Here is a 16,543-nt window from a genome sequence, read left to right as displayed (position 1 = left end):
GGCGGGGTGCGCCCGGGGCGCGGGCGTCGGTTCAGGCGCTGACATGGGTGGTTCCCGTTCTGTGCTGGTGGTGCTGGTGGTGCGGGTGGGACGGGTCGGCGGTGCGGCGCAGGGCGGCCACGACCTGGGCCGCGTAGGTGTCCAGGCCCTCCGCTCCGCTGCCGGGCAGTCCGGTGAGGCGGGGCAGCAGGTCGCCGAAGGCGTTGGCCTCGCCGACCGCGAACCGGCGCCAGCCGACGGCCGGGAGCAGGTCGACGCCGACGCAGAGGGTGCGCGGGAAGCAGGCCGCCGCGCGCTCGCACACGGCGAGGACGTCCGCCCAGCGGCCGCCGGACGTCCCGACGGCGTCGCGCACCGCGTCGAGGTCGCCGCGGGTGCCGCCCAGATGGAGGTTGGTCAGCGGCGAGGTGCTGGTGCGCACGACGGCGTGGGTGGCGCGGCCGTCGACCACCACGACCCGCAGATCGGCGGCGCGGCCCCGCTGGGAGGCCTTGGGCAGCCAGCGCTCGAGGTGCAGACCGTCGGGGGCGAGGGCGTCCACGATGGCGGCGATGTCCCGCTCCCGTTCGTAGCGGCGCACCTTCAGGGAGTTGAACAGCCTGCCGTCCTCGGTGAGTTCGACGGAGGTGGTGGCCCGGACTCGGCCGCTGCCCGACGCCTCGACGGCGAGCACCCCGGAGGCCGACGAGCCGTGTGCGAGCTTGACGAAGAGCCTGGGCATACGGTGCTCGCGCATGACGGTGCGTACGTCGTCCCAGCCGGTGACCCGTACGGCGTCCGGGCCGGAGGTGGGTGACCAGGGCACGGGGACGTCCGCCGCGTCGAGGACGGTGTGACAGCGCCGTTTGTCGAACAGGACGGCCAGTTCGCCGGCGTCGTCGAGCCGGAGCCCGCCGCGCAGTCCGGCGACGGCCTCGGTGAACCGCGCGTACCAGCGTGCCGAGCCCTCCACGCGGGTGGGGTCGTCGACTCCCCTCAGCAGCCGGTCGACGTCGGGGTTCTCGCCGGGCGAGTCGAGCCGGACGGTCTCGTCGGGGGCGAAGTCGGCTCCGCCCTCGCGCAGGACCCGCTCCCACGGCACGACGCGCGGTGCGGGCAGTCCGGCGGCGCGGGCGGCGGCGGTGAAGAGGGCCGTCCTGCGGTTCTCGGGGTTGCCCACGACGGCGAGGCGCACGGATGCCTCGGCCTGCCCCGGATCATTCCCCGACCGCGACATAACGCGCCTCCGGGCGGTACTCGCTGCGGCGGGCCGGCGTGAGGCCGAGGTCCTGGATGTGCGGTCCCAGCACCTCGCGCACGCGACGGGTCATCTCCGCGCTCATGTAGTGGTGCCCGAGGTCCAGCGCCCGCAGATGGGTCAGCGGCTGCCCCGAGAGCAGCGCGGCACCCCCTTCGTCGCTGAGCGTGCCCATGCTCAGGTCGAGGGAGTCCAGACCCGCGACGACGGGCGCGGCGGCCACGGCGGCGGCGATCTCGTCCTGGATCTCACTGTTGCACAGGCCCAGATGGGCGAGCCGGGTGCCGCGGCCCAGCATGGTGAGGAGTGCCTCGACGTCGGCGGCGGTGCAGTCGCCGCCGTACCAGCTGGTCCCCAGCCACAGTTCCAGGTGGTGCAGGGCGGGGAAGTCGCACGCTGCCAGGCCGCGCACCGGCGCGGGCGGCAGACCGCCGGACTCGACGCGCAGTCTGCGCAGCGCCTCGTGCCGCAGCGGCTCGATCGTCAGCTCCTCGGCGCCGCGCAGCCCGAGTTCGTACAGGCCGGGCCAGGCGCGCAGCACGCGGCCGACGTCGCCCTGTTTGATCCAGGAGATCTCCGACTCCTCGGACTCGACGTCCCCGAGGAAGACGGCCCGCAGCCGGGGGAACCGGTGCGCCTCCGCCGTCAGCAGGTCGAGCAGGGGGTTGATGCCGTGCTCGTCCCACTCCTGCCACCAGGCGCCGATGACGAGGGCCACGACCTCGTCGGTGCGGACCCGGTCCAGGAACGAGCCCCACCGGTCCTCGAACGGCACCTCCCAGTCGGCCGCCAGCCGCCAGGCGACGGACGCGGGGGCCGGGAGGTCCGGGCCGGGGCCCTCCTCGTGTCCGGCGCCGTCGAAGTGGCGCACGGGCAGTCCGTGGAAGTGGGTCAGGTGCGAGGGGTAGTAGCCCACGGCGTGCTCACTCCCCCACGGAGACGTAGCGGTGGACGGTGCCGTCGTCGTCCCTGTCCCAGTCGGCGTCGTCCGGGTCGAGGTCCAGCTCGACGCCGGCGGGTTCGAGCGTGTCGCGCAGGCGCTGCCTCATCGGCTCGCTCAGGTAGTTGTGGTTCAGGTCCAGCTTCTTGAGATGGGTCAGTGGCTGCCCGCCGAGGAGGGCGGTGGCGCCTTCGTCGCCGAGCGTGCCCATGGACAGGTCGAGCACCTCGAGCCGGGCGACCACGGGGGCGGACGCCAGGGCGGCGGCGATCTCGTCCTGGATCTCGCTGTTGCGCAGGGCCAGGTGTCGCAGCCGGGGCAGCCGGGCTCCGGAGAGGATCGGCGCGAGGTCGGCGGCCTCGCTGTCGGCGCCGTACCAGGAGGTGCCGAGCCACAGGTCGAGGTGTTCCAGTGCGGGCAGTTCGCTCGCCGCGACCCCGCGGACGACCCCCACCGGGAGGCCTCCGGTCTCCACGACCAGCTTCCGCAGCCGGTCGTGGCGCACGGCGGGGAACTCCAGGTTCTGGCCTCCGCGCACGCGGAGTTCCTCCAGTGCGGGGAAGCCTGCCAGCAGGGGGGTGACGTCGGTCTGGTTGATCCAGGAGATCTCGCACTGCTCGCTGTCGATGTCCCCGAGGAACACCGCTCGCAGGGCGGGCAGCCGGTCACGCGCGGCCACCAGCGCCTCGATGACGTGGTCGGGGCCGGAGTCGTACGCGTCCTCCCAGATGCCGACGATCAGCGCCCGGACCCGTGTGGTGTCGACCTCGGAGCAGAAGCGCTGGAAGGTCTCCACCCACCCTTCCACCTCGCTGTACTCCCGGGCGGCGATCCCCCAGGCCACGGCGTCGGGCTCGGGCAGCTCCGCCGACTCGTCACGCCCGGGGAAGACGAAGGCGGGGAGGCCGTAGAGCTGATCGAGGTGGCTGGCGAAGGTCATCCGGGCGCTCCTGTCGTGCGGGCATGGGAAGAGGGCGGCGATGCGTGCAGCAGTTCTACCAACAGCGACTGACAACGCCCGGCGGCGGGGCTGGTGACGGTCCGTTGTCAGTGCCGGCTCGTACTGTCTGCGCGTGGACTCCGGAGCACGGTGCGCCGGAGCGGAGGGGAGAGTCATGTACCGGCAGGGAGACGTGCTGATCGTGCCCGTCGCGGACGAGGCGGTGCCGTCCCATGTCCCGGACGCGCCCAAGGAGCCGCGCGACGCCCGGGGCCGGCTGGTGCTGGCCCTGGGAGAGGTCACCGGTCACGCGCACGCGGTCGTCGGCCGGGGTGAACTCGTCCGCGAGCCCGGCCCGTACGGGCCGTTCCTGCTGCATCTGCCCGAGGGCGGCCGGGTGGTCCACGAGGAGCATGCCGCGATCGCGCTGCCGAAGGGGTGGTTCCGCGTGATCCGGCAGCGGGAGTACGTCCCGGGTTCGGTGCGGCTCGTGGCCGACTGACGGACACGGCGACGGTACGGGAACACGACGACACGGCAGGGCAGAGGGGACGTTGACGATGACGATCACGCGGGAGAGCGGGACGGCGGCCGTGCTGCCGGAGGGCACCGGGGGCGGGGCGGACGGGACGGCGCGCTGGCGCGCGTGGGCCGCTGCCGCCGTGCCCGCGGACCGGGCCGCGGCGGAGGAGGGTGTCCGGTTGGCCTACCGGAGTGCCGGACTGGCGGAGCCGGAGCGTGTGATCTGGGCCGGATCGCCGCGCGAGGGCGTGACGTTGGTGCGGCGGGGGACGGACTTCGGGGCGAGCGTGCGCGAGGCGGTGCGCACCGCGCCGTGGGCGGCCGAACGCGGCCGGAGGTACGCGGAGTTGGGTGCCGTGGGCTGGTCCCGGCACTGGTCGGTGACCGGTGGTGCGCTGTGGGACGCCACGCAGGCCCTGGTCGACCGGATCCGCGCCGGAGTGCTCGACGAACTCACCGCCGACGACGCGGCCGCCGGCACGGAGATACGGCTGATCCTGCTGGACGCGCTGCTCGGACAGCACGACGCGCCGTGGCTGGCCGCCCTGCACACCGAGGGGTCCGCGCTCGACGGGCCGGCCCTGGTGTGCCGCAGTGCCGGCTGGTGGTGGCCGTTCGAGAAGGTGGCGGTGGTGTGCGAACGTCCGGTGGCGCTGCACCGGGACGAGGCCGGCCGGCTCGACCACGGCGAGGGGCCGGCCCTGGAGTTCCCCGACGGCTTCGCCCTGTGCGCCTGGCGCGGCATGCCGGTGACGCGCGCCTTCCTGGACGAGCTGCGCACCCTCACCCCGGAGCGGATACGGGAGGAGGAGAACGCGGAACTGCGGCGGGTGATGCTCGAGTACTACGGCTACGACCGCTACCTGGCCGACTCCGGGGCGCAGCCCGTGCACCGGGACGACACGGGCACGCTGTGGCGCGTCGAGCTGGACGGCGACGAACCGGTCGTCATGGTCGAGGTCCTGAACTCCACTCCCGAACCGGACGGCACCCACCGCACGTACTGGCTCCGCGTGCCGCCCGCGACCAGGACGGCCCGGGAGGGAGTGGCGTGGACGTTCGGGCTGGGGGCCGAGGTGTACGAGCCACTGAAGGAGACGTGAGCGCGTCGGGTCCGGCCGTGGGGCTGACTCCGCCCGCGGGGGGTAGGCGGAGTACGGCGGGCACCGCAGCGGAGACCCGCGGAAAGGAGCACCCATGCCGAGCATGATGGAGCGCATCAAACAGTTCGCCAGGAGTCCTCAGGGACGGCGTACGGCCGAGCAGGTGCGGCGCGCCGCGGCCGACCCCCGGCGCCGGGCGCAGGCCCAGCGTCTGCTGGGCAAACTCCGCGGCGGTGGCCACCGCTGAGCCTCGGCCCTCCGCCGCGCGGCCCGGGACCGACCGGGCCGCGCGACCGCGGGCCGTCTCAGCGAGGGGTGCGGGTGGCGAGGTCGTCCGCCGTGCCGCCGGCGCCCAGGAGGCCCGTCTGGTCGAGGGGGGTGTCCGCCTCGACGCGGGGCAGGGCGCGGCGGGTCGCCCGCAGGACCACGGGGGGCAGGGCGGCGCGTGCCGCTTGGGCGAGACAGAGCCAGCGGGGGAGGTAGACGGCGGTGCTGCGGTGTTCGACGGCTGTCGCGAGGCGGGCGGCGGCCCGCTCCACCGGGTGTACGCGCCGGACCGGCGACGGCAGGTGGCCACGCAGCTCGCGCAGTACGGGATGGCGGTCCGCGTCGCGGATCATGTCCGTGTCGATCCAGTTCAGGTAGCCGAGTCCGACGGCCACACCCCGGTGCGCCACCTCGGCGCGCAGGCAGTGGGCGAACGCCTCCGCGCCGGCCTTGGAGGCGCAGTACGCGCTCATCATGGGCGCGGCACCGATCGAGGCCAGCGAGGCGACCTGGAGGTAGTAGCCCCGCGTCGCCAGCAGGTCCGGGAGGAAGGCGCGGGCCGTCGCCGCGCTGCCGGTCAGGTTGACGTCGACGACGCGCCGCCAGCGGGCCGGGACGGAGGTGGCGAACGGGCCGCCGTCCGCGACACCGGCGTTGGCCACGACGACGGAGGGCGGGCCGAGGCGCGTTCTGACCAGCTCCGCGGCGTCCTCCAGCGCGGCCTCGTCGGTGATGTCCACCTCGTGGGCCAGTGCCGGTACGGGCAGGCCGGCCGCCACCGCCTCCAGCTCCGCCCGCTCGTGGCCGAGCAGCGCCGGGCGCGCGCCGCGCCGGGCGAGGTCGCGGGCCAGTGCGGCGCCGATCCCGCGAGCGGCACCCGTGATCACGACGGTGCGGCCGCGCAGCGGACCGTCCCTCATCGGCCGTTCCCCTCGCCGGGCGCCGGGTCGGAGTCGGGGCGGGCGGTGTGGTCGGGGTGGCCGACGGTCCGGCGGGCCTCCTTCATCTCGGCCTCGTAGAGGTGGTCACGGCCCTCGGCGAGTTCCTCGACGGCGTCCTGTTCGATCTCCTTGAACGGCTGGTAGTAGGTGGCGTCGTAGGCCTCGACGATCTGGAACGTCCAGTGTCCGGGGATCACGTTGCGGCCCAGCACCTGGGTACGCACGGTCTCCGCCCACTCCGGATGACCGGCCCTGTGCAGCAGTTCGACCGCCCGGTCGAGTTCGAGGTCGGCGGTGCCGGTGAGCTGGTGGAAGCTGTAGAGGTGGCCTCGCGCCCGCTCGGTCGTCTCCAGCGCCTTCGACAGGGATCCGAGCGCCTCCACCGTCGCGTCGCCGACGCCCTCGGGGCGCCGGTGGGCGAGGTCGGGGCCGTCGTCGCGTCCGGTCATCGTCCCGCCTCCGTCCGTGGTCGATGGGGTTCCGGCACAGCGCTCATCCGCCACCGTCCCGGCCGCCGGGCTCCGGCCGGCTGCGGCCGGTGCGGTCGCGGCGGGCCAGCAGCCGCTGCGCCCCGGCCAGGCCGGGCGCCAGGACCCGGCGCAGTGCGGCGCGGGCGGCGTTGGCGCCCGGCGCCCCGTGCACCCCGCCGCCCGGATGGGCTCCGGCGGACGCCAGGTACAGGCCCCTGACGGGGGTCTCGGGCCGCCCGGTGCCGGGGAGGGGCCGGAAGAACAGCTGCTGGTGCATGGCCGCGGTGCCGCCGTTGATGGCGCCGCCACGCAGGTTCCGGTCGTGGAACTGGAGCGTGGGCGGGGCGAGGACGCGCCGGGCCCGGATCCCGGCCCGGAAGCCGGGCGCGAAGCGTTCCACCTGACGTTCGACGCGATCGGCCATGCGTTCCCCCTCCGCGGCGTCCCAGGCGCCGGTGAGCGACTCCCCGCCCGCGTCGCCGGTGACCTCGTGGGGCACATGGGTGTACGCCCATGCGGACTCGGTACCGCGCGGTGAACGGGACGGGTCGGACGTCGTCATCTGGCCGAACAGGCAGAAGGGGCGGTCGGGGACGCTGCCCGTGGCGAGCTGGGCGGCGAAGCGGGTGAGTTCGTCGAGGCCGTCCGCGAGGTGGACGGTCCCGGCTCCGGCGGCCTGCTCGCACCGCCAGGGCACGGGACCGTCCAGCGCCCAGTCGACCTTGAACGTGGCGAAGTCCCACTGGAAGCGCCGCAGATCGGCCAGCAACTGGGCGGGAACGTGCTCGGGGGCGAGGAGTTCGCCGTACAGCGCGGGCACGGCCACGTCGGCGAGGACGGCACGGCCGGCCGCGACCGTCTCGCCGCCGGCCGTGCGCACCCCGGTGGCCCTACCACCGCGTACGAGGATCCGGTCGACGCGGCTGCCGCAGCGCAGCACCCCGCCGCGCGTCTCCAGACGGCGCGCCAGGGCCCGGGTGAGCTCCCCGGCGCCGCCGGCCGGCACGGGGAAGCCGTAGGTCTGTCCGAGCATCGACATCAGCCAGCCGAAGCCGCCGCTGCCGGCGGCCTCCGGGGCCAGGTCGGCGTGGAGCGCGTTCCCGGCCAGCAGCATCCCTCCTCCCTCGCCGCGGAACTCCTCCTCCCCCAGCCGGCGGACCGGCAGGACCAGGGTGCGGGCCATGCGCAGGCCGCCCGTGCCGCGCAGCCGGACGGCCAGCCGGGCCGCGGGCAGGACCGGCGGGAAGGGGGTGAACAGGGCGTCGAGGAGCGCCGGGCGCAGCGTCTCCCACACGTCGTGCAGGCGGCGCCAGGCGGCTCCGTCGCCGGGTGCGAAGGCGTCCAGGGAGTGGGCGGTGACGTCGAGACGGCGGTCGAGCACCGCGCACCTGCCGTCGGTCAGCGGGTGGGCGAGGACCTGCGGGGCGTGGCTCCAGCGCAGCCCGTGGTCCTCCAGGCGGAGGCCGGCGAGGACCGGGGAGGCGGCGGCGAGCGGGTAGAAGGAGCTGCACAGGTCGCTGACGAAGTCGGGCTCGACGTCGCGGTCGTGGCGTACGGCGCCGCCGGGCACGGGCTGTTCCTCCAGCACCTCGACGCTCCAGCCGGCGTCGGCGAGCAGGTTCGCCGCGACCAGTCCGTTGGGGCCGGCCCCGATCACCACGGCGTCAGGCACGGGCGCCGCCCTGGTTCGGGTTCGGGTTCGCCGGCGCGACCTGGCCGAGGGGGCGGTGGCGCTCCGCCTCGGCGGCCTCGGTCTCGCAGATCTTCGCCAGCCTGGAGAGCATGGCGCGGTGGCGAAGCTGGATCAGTGCCTCCACGCCCACGTTGTGCACCAGGCCGCCGGCTCCTCGCAGGGGGTGTTCGTCCACGATGACCAGGCAGTGGTCGCCCCAGGGGCGCAGTTCGATGGCGATGCGGGCGGTGCCGAGGTGTCCGGCCTGGGCCTCGAGTTCCAGGGCCTCGCCCGGGACGCAGCGGCGGACTACCGTCTCGTTGGACAGGGACAGGGGGCCGAGGCGTACCTCGTAGGCGATCGCCGAGCCGAGTTGCGGCCAGTGGCCGTGGACGGGTTCGGACGATGACGTGCCGACGACCCATTCCGCGTAGCGGGTGCCGTCCTCGAGGACGGTCCAGACGGACCTCGGGCTCGTTTGGATCAGACGATGACGGATCGCCACATCGACCTCCCGGGTGGGTGCGCGAGCGGTGTCGGTCAGCACTGAGTGCCCCGTCTGGGGCGGGTCAACCGGTGAGGTGCGTTGGTGTGGGGCGGGGGGTGGTCGCGCTGCCCGGCGCCGGCGGGGTGCCGTCGCGCCCACCCGTGCCGCCCCAGCGGCACGACTGCCCGCGGAGTGCGGGGCATGCGGCGGCGGCTGCCCGCGGATCACGGGGGTCAGGTTGGTTCGCGGGTTGGGGCCAGGGCCCAGCGGATGGCTGTGGTTACTGCTGTGCCCAGCGGGCGTATGCAGATGTTCTCGGCCGGGGGGACGCGGGGCAGGCGCAGTTCGTGGGAGGCCCAGGGTGGGAGGAGGGAGACGGCATTGGCGGCGAGGACGCCGTACGGGAGCCGGGCGAGCAGGGGGACGGGCGGGTTGAGCAGCAGGAAGCGGGCGGTGGCGCGCGCCTCGGGGGTGGCACGCAGTTCACCGCGGTAGGCGGCCAGCCGCTCGGCGAGTCCGGCGCGGTCGGTCGGCGGGTCGGGGACGCCGAGCGCGGCGGCGATGCGCGCCATGTCGGCGACGTACGCGTCGCAGCCCTCCTCGTCCAGGGGGTGGGCGCCGTAGCGCTGGTGGGCGCGCAGGAAGCTGTCGACCTCGGCGATGTGCACCCAGCACAGCAGATGGGGGTCGGACGCCCGGTACTCCTCACCGTCGGCGGTGGTGCCGCGCACCGTCTCGTGGACGGCGCGCACCCGGTCGACGGCCCGCTGGGCGCTGTCGGCGGTGCCGTAGGTGGTGACGGCGAGGAAGGTGCTGGTCCGCTGGAGGCGCCCCCAGGGGTCGCCGCGGAACCCGGAGTGCCCGGCGACGGCTGCCATGGCCAGCGGGTGGAGCGACTGGAGCAGCAGGGCGGACAGTCCTCCGATGAACATGGAGGCGTCCCCGTGCACCCGCCGGACCGGCCGCTCGGGGCCGAACCAGCGCGGTCCGGGCGTGCCGTGGATGCGCGCGCGGTTGTCCGGTCCGTCCGGTCCGGCCACCCGGGAGAAGATCGCGTGACCGATCCGGCCGCGCAGCGCCGAGCGGCCCTCCACCAGCAGTCCCATGGTTCGCTCCGCCTCCTCGCGCCCACGCCGACCGGTCGGCCGCTACGGCTACACCTGCCCCGTACCCCCGCCCCATACCCCCGCCGGGTGGCCGGCGGACACCCCTAGGGGATGTCGCCCCGCCAGTCGTACACCCGGCCGTCGGCGTCGCGGGGTACGTACAGGGCGCGTCCCCCCGCGCCGTAGCGGCCTATCTCGGTGGGCAGGCCCACCCCGTGCCTGAGTTCGGTGTCGCCGTGGTCGGTGACGTCCAGCAGCAGGCCGTCCAACGGGCCGCCGGCCAGCTCCACGTACGTCCGCCCGTCGCGCGGGCCGGGGTCGTCGTGGTCCGCCCCGTACACCCTGCCCCGCATGAACTCGAGTTCGTCCATACCGGCAGGGTGGCATCCCCCACTGACAATCGGCCCGCGCGCACGGCCACGGCATGGACGGGTGCGGGCGGGGCATGCGTGCCACGATGGACGGTACGGGCCGATGACGTCGACCAGGGAGGCGGGCCGTGGACTGGCGGGCTTTCGCGCAGCAGATGGCTTCGATGGCCCGTGACCTGCTGGCCGAGCACACCCTCGACGCGACCCTGGAACAGATCACGACCTCGGCGGTGGAACTCGTGGACGGCTGCGACGCCTCCGGGATCCTCGTCCTGCGGGGGGACCGGGTCAGTTCGCTGGCGCCCACCGAGCAGCTGGTGACCGACAGCGACCACCTCCAGGGGCGCCTGCGGGAGGGGCCCTGCTTCGACGCGGCCCGGCCCGACCGCACCGAACGGGTCTTCCGCATCCCCGACTTCACCGACTCCGCCGAGCACACCGGCCGCTGGCCGTCCTTCGTGCCCCAGTGCCGGGAGCTCGGGGTGGGCAGCATGATGGGCTTCCTGCTGTACACGCGGGAGGAGGAGCTGGGGGCCCTCAACATGTACTCGTTCAAGCCGGGGATGTTCACCGAGGACAGTGAGACGGCGGGCTGGCTGCTGGCGTCCCACGCGGCGGTCGCCTTCTCGACCGCCAAGACCGACGCGCAGTTGCAGGAGGCCATCGCCACGCGGCATCTGATCGGCGAGGCGATGGGCATCCTGATGGGCCGCCACCAGATCACGGAGGACCAGGCCTTCGCCATCCTGCGCACCCGGTCCCAGCGCACCAACACCAAACTGCGTGACGTGGCGCGCCGGGTCTGCGACACGGGCACCGTGGAGCGGTGACCGCCGGACGGCGGGCGCTCAGCGGCTGCCGGTCCAGTTGTGGGCGACGTCGATCACGAGCCGGCCGTCGAGCTGGAGCACCCGGAACGGCAGCCGTGCCCGTACCCCGAGCCCGATCTGGGTCTCGCCCTCGAAGCTGCCGGCGAACCGCGCGTCCCTGAAGGTGCGGTACCCGGTCAGGTCCACGCCCGGCAGGGGGCGTCCGGCGCGCGCCGGGTAGGTGGGCTCGCCGCTCTCGGGGGCGTAGGAGGGCGCCGCCACCCGCACCTCGAGGACGGCGCCGCCGGCGACGGGGACGGGCCGGCCCGATCCGTCCTGGTGGAGGCGGTCGACGTAGCGGACGGAGTAGCCGAGGCCGCTGCGCGCGGCGCCGGGCACGTCGACGACCATGCGGTCGTAGCAGGCGTGCCGTCCGGTCCGGACGTTCCGTACCGGCGTGATCGTGCTGTCGGAGTCGGTCCTGGGGAGGCTGCCCCAGCCGGTCGGGCACGCCGTGGCCGCCCGGGGCGCCGCCGACGGGGCGGCGACGGCCGGGACCGTCGCCGTGGCCAGCGTGGCGCCCACGAGCACGAGAGTCGCGCAGACGGTGCGTGTGCGAATTGTTCTTGTTCGAAGCATTTTCGGCCCCCTGGGCTGACATCCTTCTGGTATCGGGTGAGACGACCGGGATGACCGGAAGGTTGCGGCTCCGCCGCGCCGGACCGTGCGGGATGGCACATGCTGGTGAAGAGCGAACGAATGTCCCGTGCGTCCGCACCGGGAGGCTCGACATGGATGACGCAGCCGACGCATCGCGCGGGGAGCGGCCGGCAGGCGTGCTCGGCCGGAGCACGGAGGAGAGCCCGGGTGTGGCGGAGATCCGGACCGCCGCCCATCCGGCGGCCCGGATCGAGGACGCGCTGGCGGAGCCGGTGGTCGCGGCGGTCCAGGACATCGGCGGCTACGGCGGGCTGGTGTATCTGCGCTCGCGGGACCGGCGCTCGCTGGTGCTCTGCGTGGTGGCCGGCGTCCCGCGGTCGCTGCTGAGCTCCTGGTGGCGGGTGCCCGTGGGGGGCGCGCTGCCCATGTCCGAGGCGTACCGCAGGAGCGAGAGCCTGTGGCTGCCGGACGAGCGGGCCACGATGCTGCGCTTCCCGCAGTTCACCGCCGCGCTGCCGTACTCGTTCAGCTCCGCCTTCCACCCGGTGCACGTCGACGGCGAACCCGTGGGCGTCCTGGCCGTGCTGCGTTCGGCGGCCCGGGAGCCGATGGACGAGGACGCGGTGCGTGCGGCGCTGCACGACGCGGGACGAGACATGGAGGAACGGCTCACCGAGTTCGCCCGCCGGATGCCCGGAGCGGAGGGCCCGGAGGCCGTGGCGTACGGCATCGACTACGACGACCAGCCGGTCAGCGTGCGGCTGCCCACCCCGCCCGCGCGGGCCGTGTCGGTCGGCATGATCGAGTGGGACCTGGACAGCGACCGGTGGTCCGGGGACGACGACGCGCTGTCCCTCCTGGGCGTCGTCCGGGGGAAGTTCGGCGGCACCATGGCGGAGGTGGAGGACCGGGTGTGCCCCGACGACCTGTACGAGCTGCGGGCGAGCCGGCGGGAGGCGGCGGACACCGGGCAGGTCAGGTCCCGGCACTTCAGGGTGCTGGAGGAGTCCGAGGCCGGCGGGGAGGTCCGCTACCGGCCGGTCGAGCTGTGGGGGCACGTCGTACGGGCGGAGGGGGCCTCCCGGCTCCTGGTCGGCGCCCTCGTCGACGCGGCAGGCGGCGTCACCGCGGCGGAGGCCGCCGAGCGGCTGCCCGACGGGGTGTTCTCCCTGGATCAGGACGGCCGGGTCGTCTACGCCAACCGCCGCTGTCAGGAACTGCTGGGCTACGACCTGGAACGCATGCTCGGCCACTACCCGTGGGAGGTGCTCACCTGGCTGCGCGATCCGGCCTACGAGGACCGGTACCGGGCGGCCATGCTGTCGCAGGAGCCGGTGTCGTACCTGGTGCACGACCCGGACGGCGGCTGGCTGGGGTTCGTGCTCTACCCCGGGGTGCACGGGCTGACCGGTCGAGTCTTCCGCACCAGCGCCCCGGCCGGGGCGGAGCCCGGCCGGTCCCTGGCGCCGACCGGCGGGGACACCTCGGCGGCTCCCTCCGAGCTGGTCGCGACGGCCCGCGCGGGAGCCCTGTACCACGTCGTGCAGATGGCGAGTGTGCTGACCGAGGCCGTCACCGTCAGGGATGTGTGCCGGGCCGTCGCGGAGCAGCTGCTGCCCGCGTTCGGCGCGCAGGAGATCGCCCTGTACACGATCCGGGACAGCCGGATGTACCTGCTGTGGGAGTCCGGCTACCCGGAGCACTTCCTCGAGGGTTTCGAGGGGGTCCCGCTCAACGCGAACCTGCCCGGTGTGCACGCCCTGACCACCCGGCTCCCGCTCTTCTTCGAGTCGCCGGAGGCGCTGGTCAACGCCTACCCCCAGCTCGTCCTCGACCCGATGAACGCCTGGTCGTTCCTGCCGTTGATCGCCTCCGGGCATCCGGTCGGCTCCTGCATCCTCGGCTGGAACGCACCCCATCGGTTCACCCCGGAGGAGCGCACGGCGCTGACGGCGCTGGGCGGTCTGACCGCGCAGGCGATGGAGCGGGCCCGGCTGTACGACGCGGAGTCCGCCGTGGCGCGCGGCCTCCAGGAGGGGCTGCTGCCGCACCGGCTGCCGGCCATCGACAGGATGGTCACCACCGGCCGCTATCTGCCCGGCACCCAGGGCATGGCCATCGGGGGCGACTGGTACGACGTGATCAGGACGGGGCGGGGGGTGGCGCTGGTCATCGGTGACGTCGAGGGGCACAGCGTCGGGGCCGCGGCCGTCATGGGGCAGCTGCGCAGCGCGGTGCACGCCTTCGCGGCCAGCGGCCGGCCGCCGCAGGAGGTGATCACCCACACCAACCGGCTGCTGGCCGAGCTGGAGACGGATCTCTTCGCCACCTGCTGCTACGTCGAACTCGAATCGGCCACCGGACGGGCCCTGGCCGTCCGGGCGGGTCACCCGCCGCCCCTGCTGCGCCACCCCGACGGGCACACGGAGACCCTGGACCTGCCGGGGGGCGTGCTGCTCGGGGTGCAGCCGGAGGCCGTCTACCCGGTCACGACGCTCACCCTGGCGCCCGGCAGTGTCCTCGCGCTGTACACGGACGGGCTCGTGGAGACGCCCGGCGGTGACATCGAGTCGGGCATCGAGGTGATCCGCCGCTGTCTGGCCCGCAGCCGTACCGAGTCGGTCGAGGAACTCGCCGACCAGCTGATCAGAACGGCCCGCCGGACCGAGGACCGCCCGGACGACGTGGCGCTGCTGCTGACGGCGTACGACTGGCGGAGGGGCCGCCGCTGACCCGGGGCCCCGCCGTCAGGCGGGTGGTGCGCCCGTGGCGCGGAGCAGGAGGACGGTGATGTCGTCGGCCTGCTGGACCTTCCGGCGGGCCGGGTGCAGCAGGCGGTCGGCGAGACGGTGCGGGTCCGGGTCGTCGGCGTCGGCCAGGTGTTCGGCGAGGTCCCGGGTGGTCCGTGCGGCGTCGGTGCCGGGGGCCTCCACCAGGCCGTCCGTGTAGAGGGCGAGGACGGCGCCCGGGGGCAGGTCGACGGTGGTCACCGGGTAGCGGGCACTCAGGTCGATGCCGAGCAGTGGTCCCGGCTCGACGTCCAGCACCTCGGCGCGGCCGGGCGCGTGCCGCAGCAGCGGGGGCACATGGCCCGCGCTGGACAGGGTGATCCGGTGGCGGGCCAGGTCGATGTGGGCGTAGAGGCAGGACACCAGCAGTCCGGAGTCCAGGTCCGACAGCAGCCGGTTGGTGCAGGCGAGCACCTCGTCGGGGGCCGCGCCGGCGGTGGCGTGGGCGTGGATGGCGGTACGGACCCGGCCGGTGAAGGCGGCGGAGGCGACGCTGTGGCCCTCCACGTCCCCGATGACGGCGGCGGCGGTCGTGTCGTCGAGGCGCAGGACGTCGTAGAAGTCGCCGCCCACGTCGAGGCCGTGTCCGGCGGGCAGGTAGCGGGCGGCGACGTCGAGTCCGGGGAGGGCGGGCAGGGCGCGGGGCAGCAGGGCCCGCTGGAGTTCGTCGACCAGGCGGTGCTGGGTGTCGTACAGGCGGGCGCGGTCCAGGGCCTGGGCGATCAGTCCGGCCAGCGAGGTGAGGACGGCCCGCTCGTCGGCGCTGAAGGTGTGCGGACGGTCGTACGACAGCACGCAACAGCCCACCGGACGGCCCGAGATGACCAGCGGCAGGAAGGCCCAGGCCTGCTTGTCGCTCAGGAGCGGTGCCTTGGGGTAGCGGACGCCGATCTCGGCCCGGTCGGAGAAGAAGGCCGGGGCGCCGGCGGCCAGGATGTCACCGGCGGGCGTGAGATCGGTGTCCAGGTTCAGGGCGTCCAGGCGCTCCACGACGTCGGGGGCGTAGCCGTGATGGCCGGTGATCGTCAGCCGGCCGGCCTCGGCGGCGGACAGCACCAGGCCCTGGGCCTGGAAGGCGGGCAGGATCTGATGGCTGATCAGGTCGACGAGGTCCCGCACGGTGACCGTCTCGGTGAGCGCGGCGGCGAGGTGGACGAGTTGGTACAGGCGCCCGGTGGGCGCCGGCGCGGGGCGTCGCGGGGTGACGGGGGCGGGGTCGTCGCCCGGGTTCCCGGGGCGCGGGGAGACGCGGACGCTGATGCCGCTGGTGTCCGGGTGGAGCTCGAAGACCAGCCACTGGTCGGGCGGGCGGCGGGCGGTGAACGCGAGGGGCGAGCGGCTGACCAGCGCCGTGCGGTAGTGGTCCTCGTAGACCGGGTCGTCCAGCCAGTCGAGGGCCTCCCAGGGGCGGGTGCCGAGGAGCCGTTCGGCGCCGCGGCCGAGGAGCCGTGCGGCGGTGGTGCTGAGGAAGGTGATCCGTCCCTCGAGGTCGAGGGAGACGGCGCCCTCGGGCAGGCGTTCCACGTAGTCGGAGGCGGCCAGGTCGGTCTGGGCGGGCCGGGTCACGGCGTTCGGCGGGACGATCCGGGTCCGGTCGGACAGGGTGGGCGACTGGTCGGAGTCGTCGAGGATCCGCGCGAAGCGGCGGGCGCTGGTGGTGATGGTGTGCCGTTCGCGGGCGGTGACCCGCTGCCGGCGGTCGGCGGGCCACATCAGCACCAGGCCGCCCCAGGTGCGCCGCACCCCGGTCACCGGCAGCGCGGCCAGGGCGTACGGGTAGGGCAGCACGGCGGCGGCGCGGGGGTACCGGCGGGCCATCTCGTCGTGGCCGCCGATCCAGACCAGCCGGTCGTCGCGGACGGCGTCGGCGACGGGCAGCGGGCTGGCGGGGCTGAGGTGCTGCCACGGGGCGAAGAACTCGGCCGGCAGGCCGCACAGCCACACCAGGCGCAGGAAGCCGGTCGTCCCCTCGGACAGGTAGAGCGCCCCGACCGAGGCGCCCGTACCGCGCACCGTGTCGGCGAGCGCCGCCCCCAGGGCGTCGTCCAGCGATCCGTGGCTCAGGAGCGGCTCGTCGATCCCGGACATGGTGTCCTCCGGTCCGGTGACGGGAGGGCCGGCCGCCCGCCAGAGGGTACGTACACGCCTCCCGCACCGGCAGAGGCGTACGGCGCTCCTACCCCGCACGGCACACCTGACGCACACGGCGGGCACATTCCCCCCACACGA

At 74.5% G+C, this 16,543-nt stretch carries 16 protein-coding genes; 5 read left to right on the top strand and 11 right to left on the bottom strand.

Annotation, left to right across the window (positions count from 1 at the left end; translation table 11 throughout):
• Window positions 1-31: 31 nt before the first annotated feature.
• The 3 genes from ACZ470_RS24875 to ACZ470_RS24865 are packed head-to-tail and all read right to left on the bottom strand — an operon-like array spanning window position 32 to window position 3,117.
• Window positions 32-1,216 carry an STM4014 family protein gene (locus tag ACZ470_RS24875; RefSeq protein ID WP_468430536.1) on the bottom strand — a complete coding sequence of 395 codons (1,185 nt, stop codon included), beginning with the start codon at window positions 1,214-1,216 and terminating at the stop codon, window positions 32-34.
• Window positions 1,197-2,153: an STM4015 family protein gene (locus ACZ470_RS24870; protein ID WP_468430534.1), complete on the bottom strand. Its 957-nt coding sequence runs from the start codon at window positions 2,151-2,153 to the stop codon at window positions 1,197-1,199. Before ACZ470_RS24870 ends, ACZ470_RS24875 begins: the two co-directional genes overlap by 20 nt.
• A gap of 7 nt (window positions 2,154-2,160) precedes the next feature.
• Window positions 2,161-3,117 carry an STM4015 family protein gene (locus tag ACZ470_RS24865; protein ID WP_468430532.1) on the bottom strand — a complete coding sequence of 319 codons (957 nt, stop codon included), beginning with the start codon at window positions 3,115-3,117 and terminating at the stop codon, window positions 2,161-2,163.
• Between the two features lie 175 nt (window positions 3,118-3,292).
• Between ACZ470_RS24865 and ACZ470_RS24860 the strand changes: the two genes are divergently transcribed.
• The 3 genes from ACZ470_RS24860 (at window position 3,293) to ACZ470_RS24850 (ending at window position 4,989) form a co-directional block, all read left to right on the top strand.
• Entirely contained in the window at window positions 3,293-3,619 is a 327-nt protein-coding gene (locus tag ACZ470_RS24860; protein ID WP_030228836.1) for a hypothetical protein, read from the top strand.
• A 58-nt stretch (window positions 3,620-3,677) separates the two neighbouring features.
• On the top strand, window positions 3,678-4,742 hold the full coding sequence (locus ACZ470_RS24855; protein ID WP_468430530.1) for a DUF6745 domain-containing protein: 1,065 nt from the start codon (window positions 3,678-3,680) through the stop codon (window positions 4,740-4,742).
• A gap of 94 nt (window positions 4,743-4,836) precedes the next feature.
• Window positions 4,837-4,989, top strand: coding sequence for a hypothetical protein (locus ACZ470_RS24850; protein ID WP_361033552.1), 153 nt, complete (start codon window positions 4,837-4,839; stop codon window positions 4,987-4,989).
• A gap of 58 nt (window positions 4,990-5,047) precedes the next feature.
• On the opposite strand, the gene ACZ470_RS24845 is transcribed toward ACZ470_RS24850, so the two are convergent.
• The 6 genes from ACZ470_RS24845 to ACZ470_RS24820 form a co-directional block, all read right to left on the bottom strand.
• Window positions 5,048-5,929, bottom strand: coding sequence for an SDR family oxidoreductase (locus ACZ470_RS24845; protein WP_468430529.1), 882 nt, complete (start codon window positions 5,927-5,929; stop codon window positions 5,048-5,050).
• Window positions 5,926-6,399, bottom strand: coding sequence for a hypothetical protein (locus ACZ470_RS24840; RefSeq protein ID WP_468430527.1), 474 nt, complete (start codon window positions 6,397-6,399; stop codon window positions 5,926-5,928). Before ACZ470_RS24840 ends, ACZ470_RS24845 begins: the two co-directional genes overlap by 4 nt.
• Before the next feature lie 43 nt (window positions 6,400-6,442).
• Entirely contained in the window at window positions 6,443-8,092 is a 1,650-nt protein-coding gene (locus tag ACZ470_RS24835) for a phytoene desaturase family protein (protein WP_468430525.1), read from the bottom strand.
• The gene (locus tag ACZ470_RS24830) at window positions 8,085-8,597 is read right to left on the bottom strand and encodes an SRPBCC family protein (protein WP_468430523.1); all 513 of its coding nucleotides are present in this window, start codon (window positions 8,595-8,597) and stop codon (window positions 8,085-8,087) included. Before ACZ470_RS24830 ends, ACZ470_RS24835 begins: the two co-directional genes overlap by 8 nt.
• A 215-nt stretch (window positions 8,598-8,812) precedes the next feature.
• Window positions 8,813-9,685, bottom strand: a complete 873-nt coding sequence (locus ACZ470_RS24825) for an oxygenase MpaB family protein (protein WP_468430521.1) — start codon at window positions 9,683-9,685, stop codon at window positions 8,813-8,815.
• A gap of 104 nt (window positions 9,686-9,789) precedes the next feature.
• Window positions 9,790-10,056 carry a hypothetical protein gene (locus ACZ470_RS24820; protein ID WP_468430519.1) on the bottom strand — a complete coding sequence of 89 codons (267 nt, stop codon included), beginning with the start codon at window positions 10,054-10,056 and terminating at the stop codon, window positions 9,790-9,792.
• A 155-nt stretch (window positions 10,057-10,211) separates the two neighbouring features.
• Between ACZ470_RS24820 and ACZ470_RS24815 the strand changes: the two genes are divergently transcribed.
• Window positions 10,212-10,886 carry a GAF and ANTAR domain-containing protein gene (locus ACZ470_RS24815; protein ID WP_468430730.1) on the top strand — a complete coding sequence of 225 codons (675 nt, stop codon included), beginning with the start codon at window positions 10,212-10,214 and terminating at the stop codon, window positions 10,884-10,886.
• A gap of 18 nt (window positions 10,887-10,904) precedes the next feature.
• Here the strand turns inward: ACZ470_RS24815 and ACZ470_RS24810 are convergent, their stop codons facing one another.
• Entirely contained in the window at window positions 10,905-11,504 is a 600-nt protein-coding gene (locus ACZ470_RS24810; protein ID WP_468430517.1) for an AMIN-like domain-containing (lipo)protein, read from the bottom strand.
• Window positions 11,505-11,656: 152 nt separating this feature from the next.
• Here ACZ470_RS24810 and ACZ470_RS24805 point away from each other — a divergent pair, with 152 nt between their 5' ends.
• Entirely contained in the window at window positions 11,657-14,257 is a 2,601-nt protein-coding gene (locus ACZ470_RS24805; protein WP_468430515.1) for a SpoIIE family protein phosphatase, read from the top strand.
• A 15-nt stretch (window positions 14,258-14,272) separates the two neighbouring features.
• Here the strand turns inward: ACZ470_RS24805 and ACZ470_RS24800 are convergent, their stop codons facing one another.
• Entirely contained in the window at window positions 14,273-16,402 is a 2,130-nt protein-coding gene (locus tag ACZ470_RS24800) for a SpoIIE family protein phosphatase (protein ID WP_468430513.1), read from the bottom strand.
• Window positions 16,403-16,543: the final 141 nt, after the last annotated feature.

The sequence above is a fragment of the Streptomyces sp. NPDC031111 genome, from assembly GCF_055570675.1.
The sequence above is the reverse complement of the archived record's forward strand: the minus strand, read 5'-3'. Positions and strand labels throughout refer to the sequence as shown.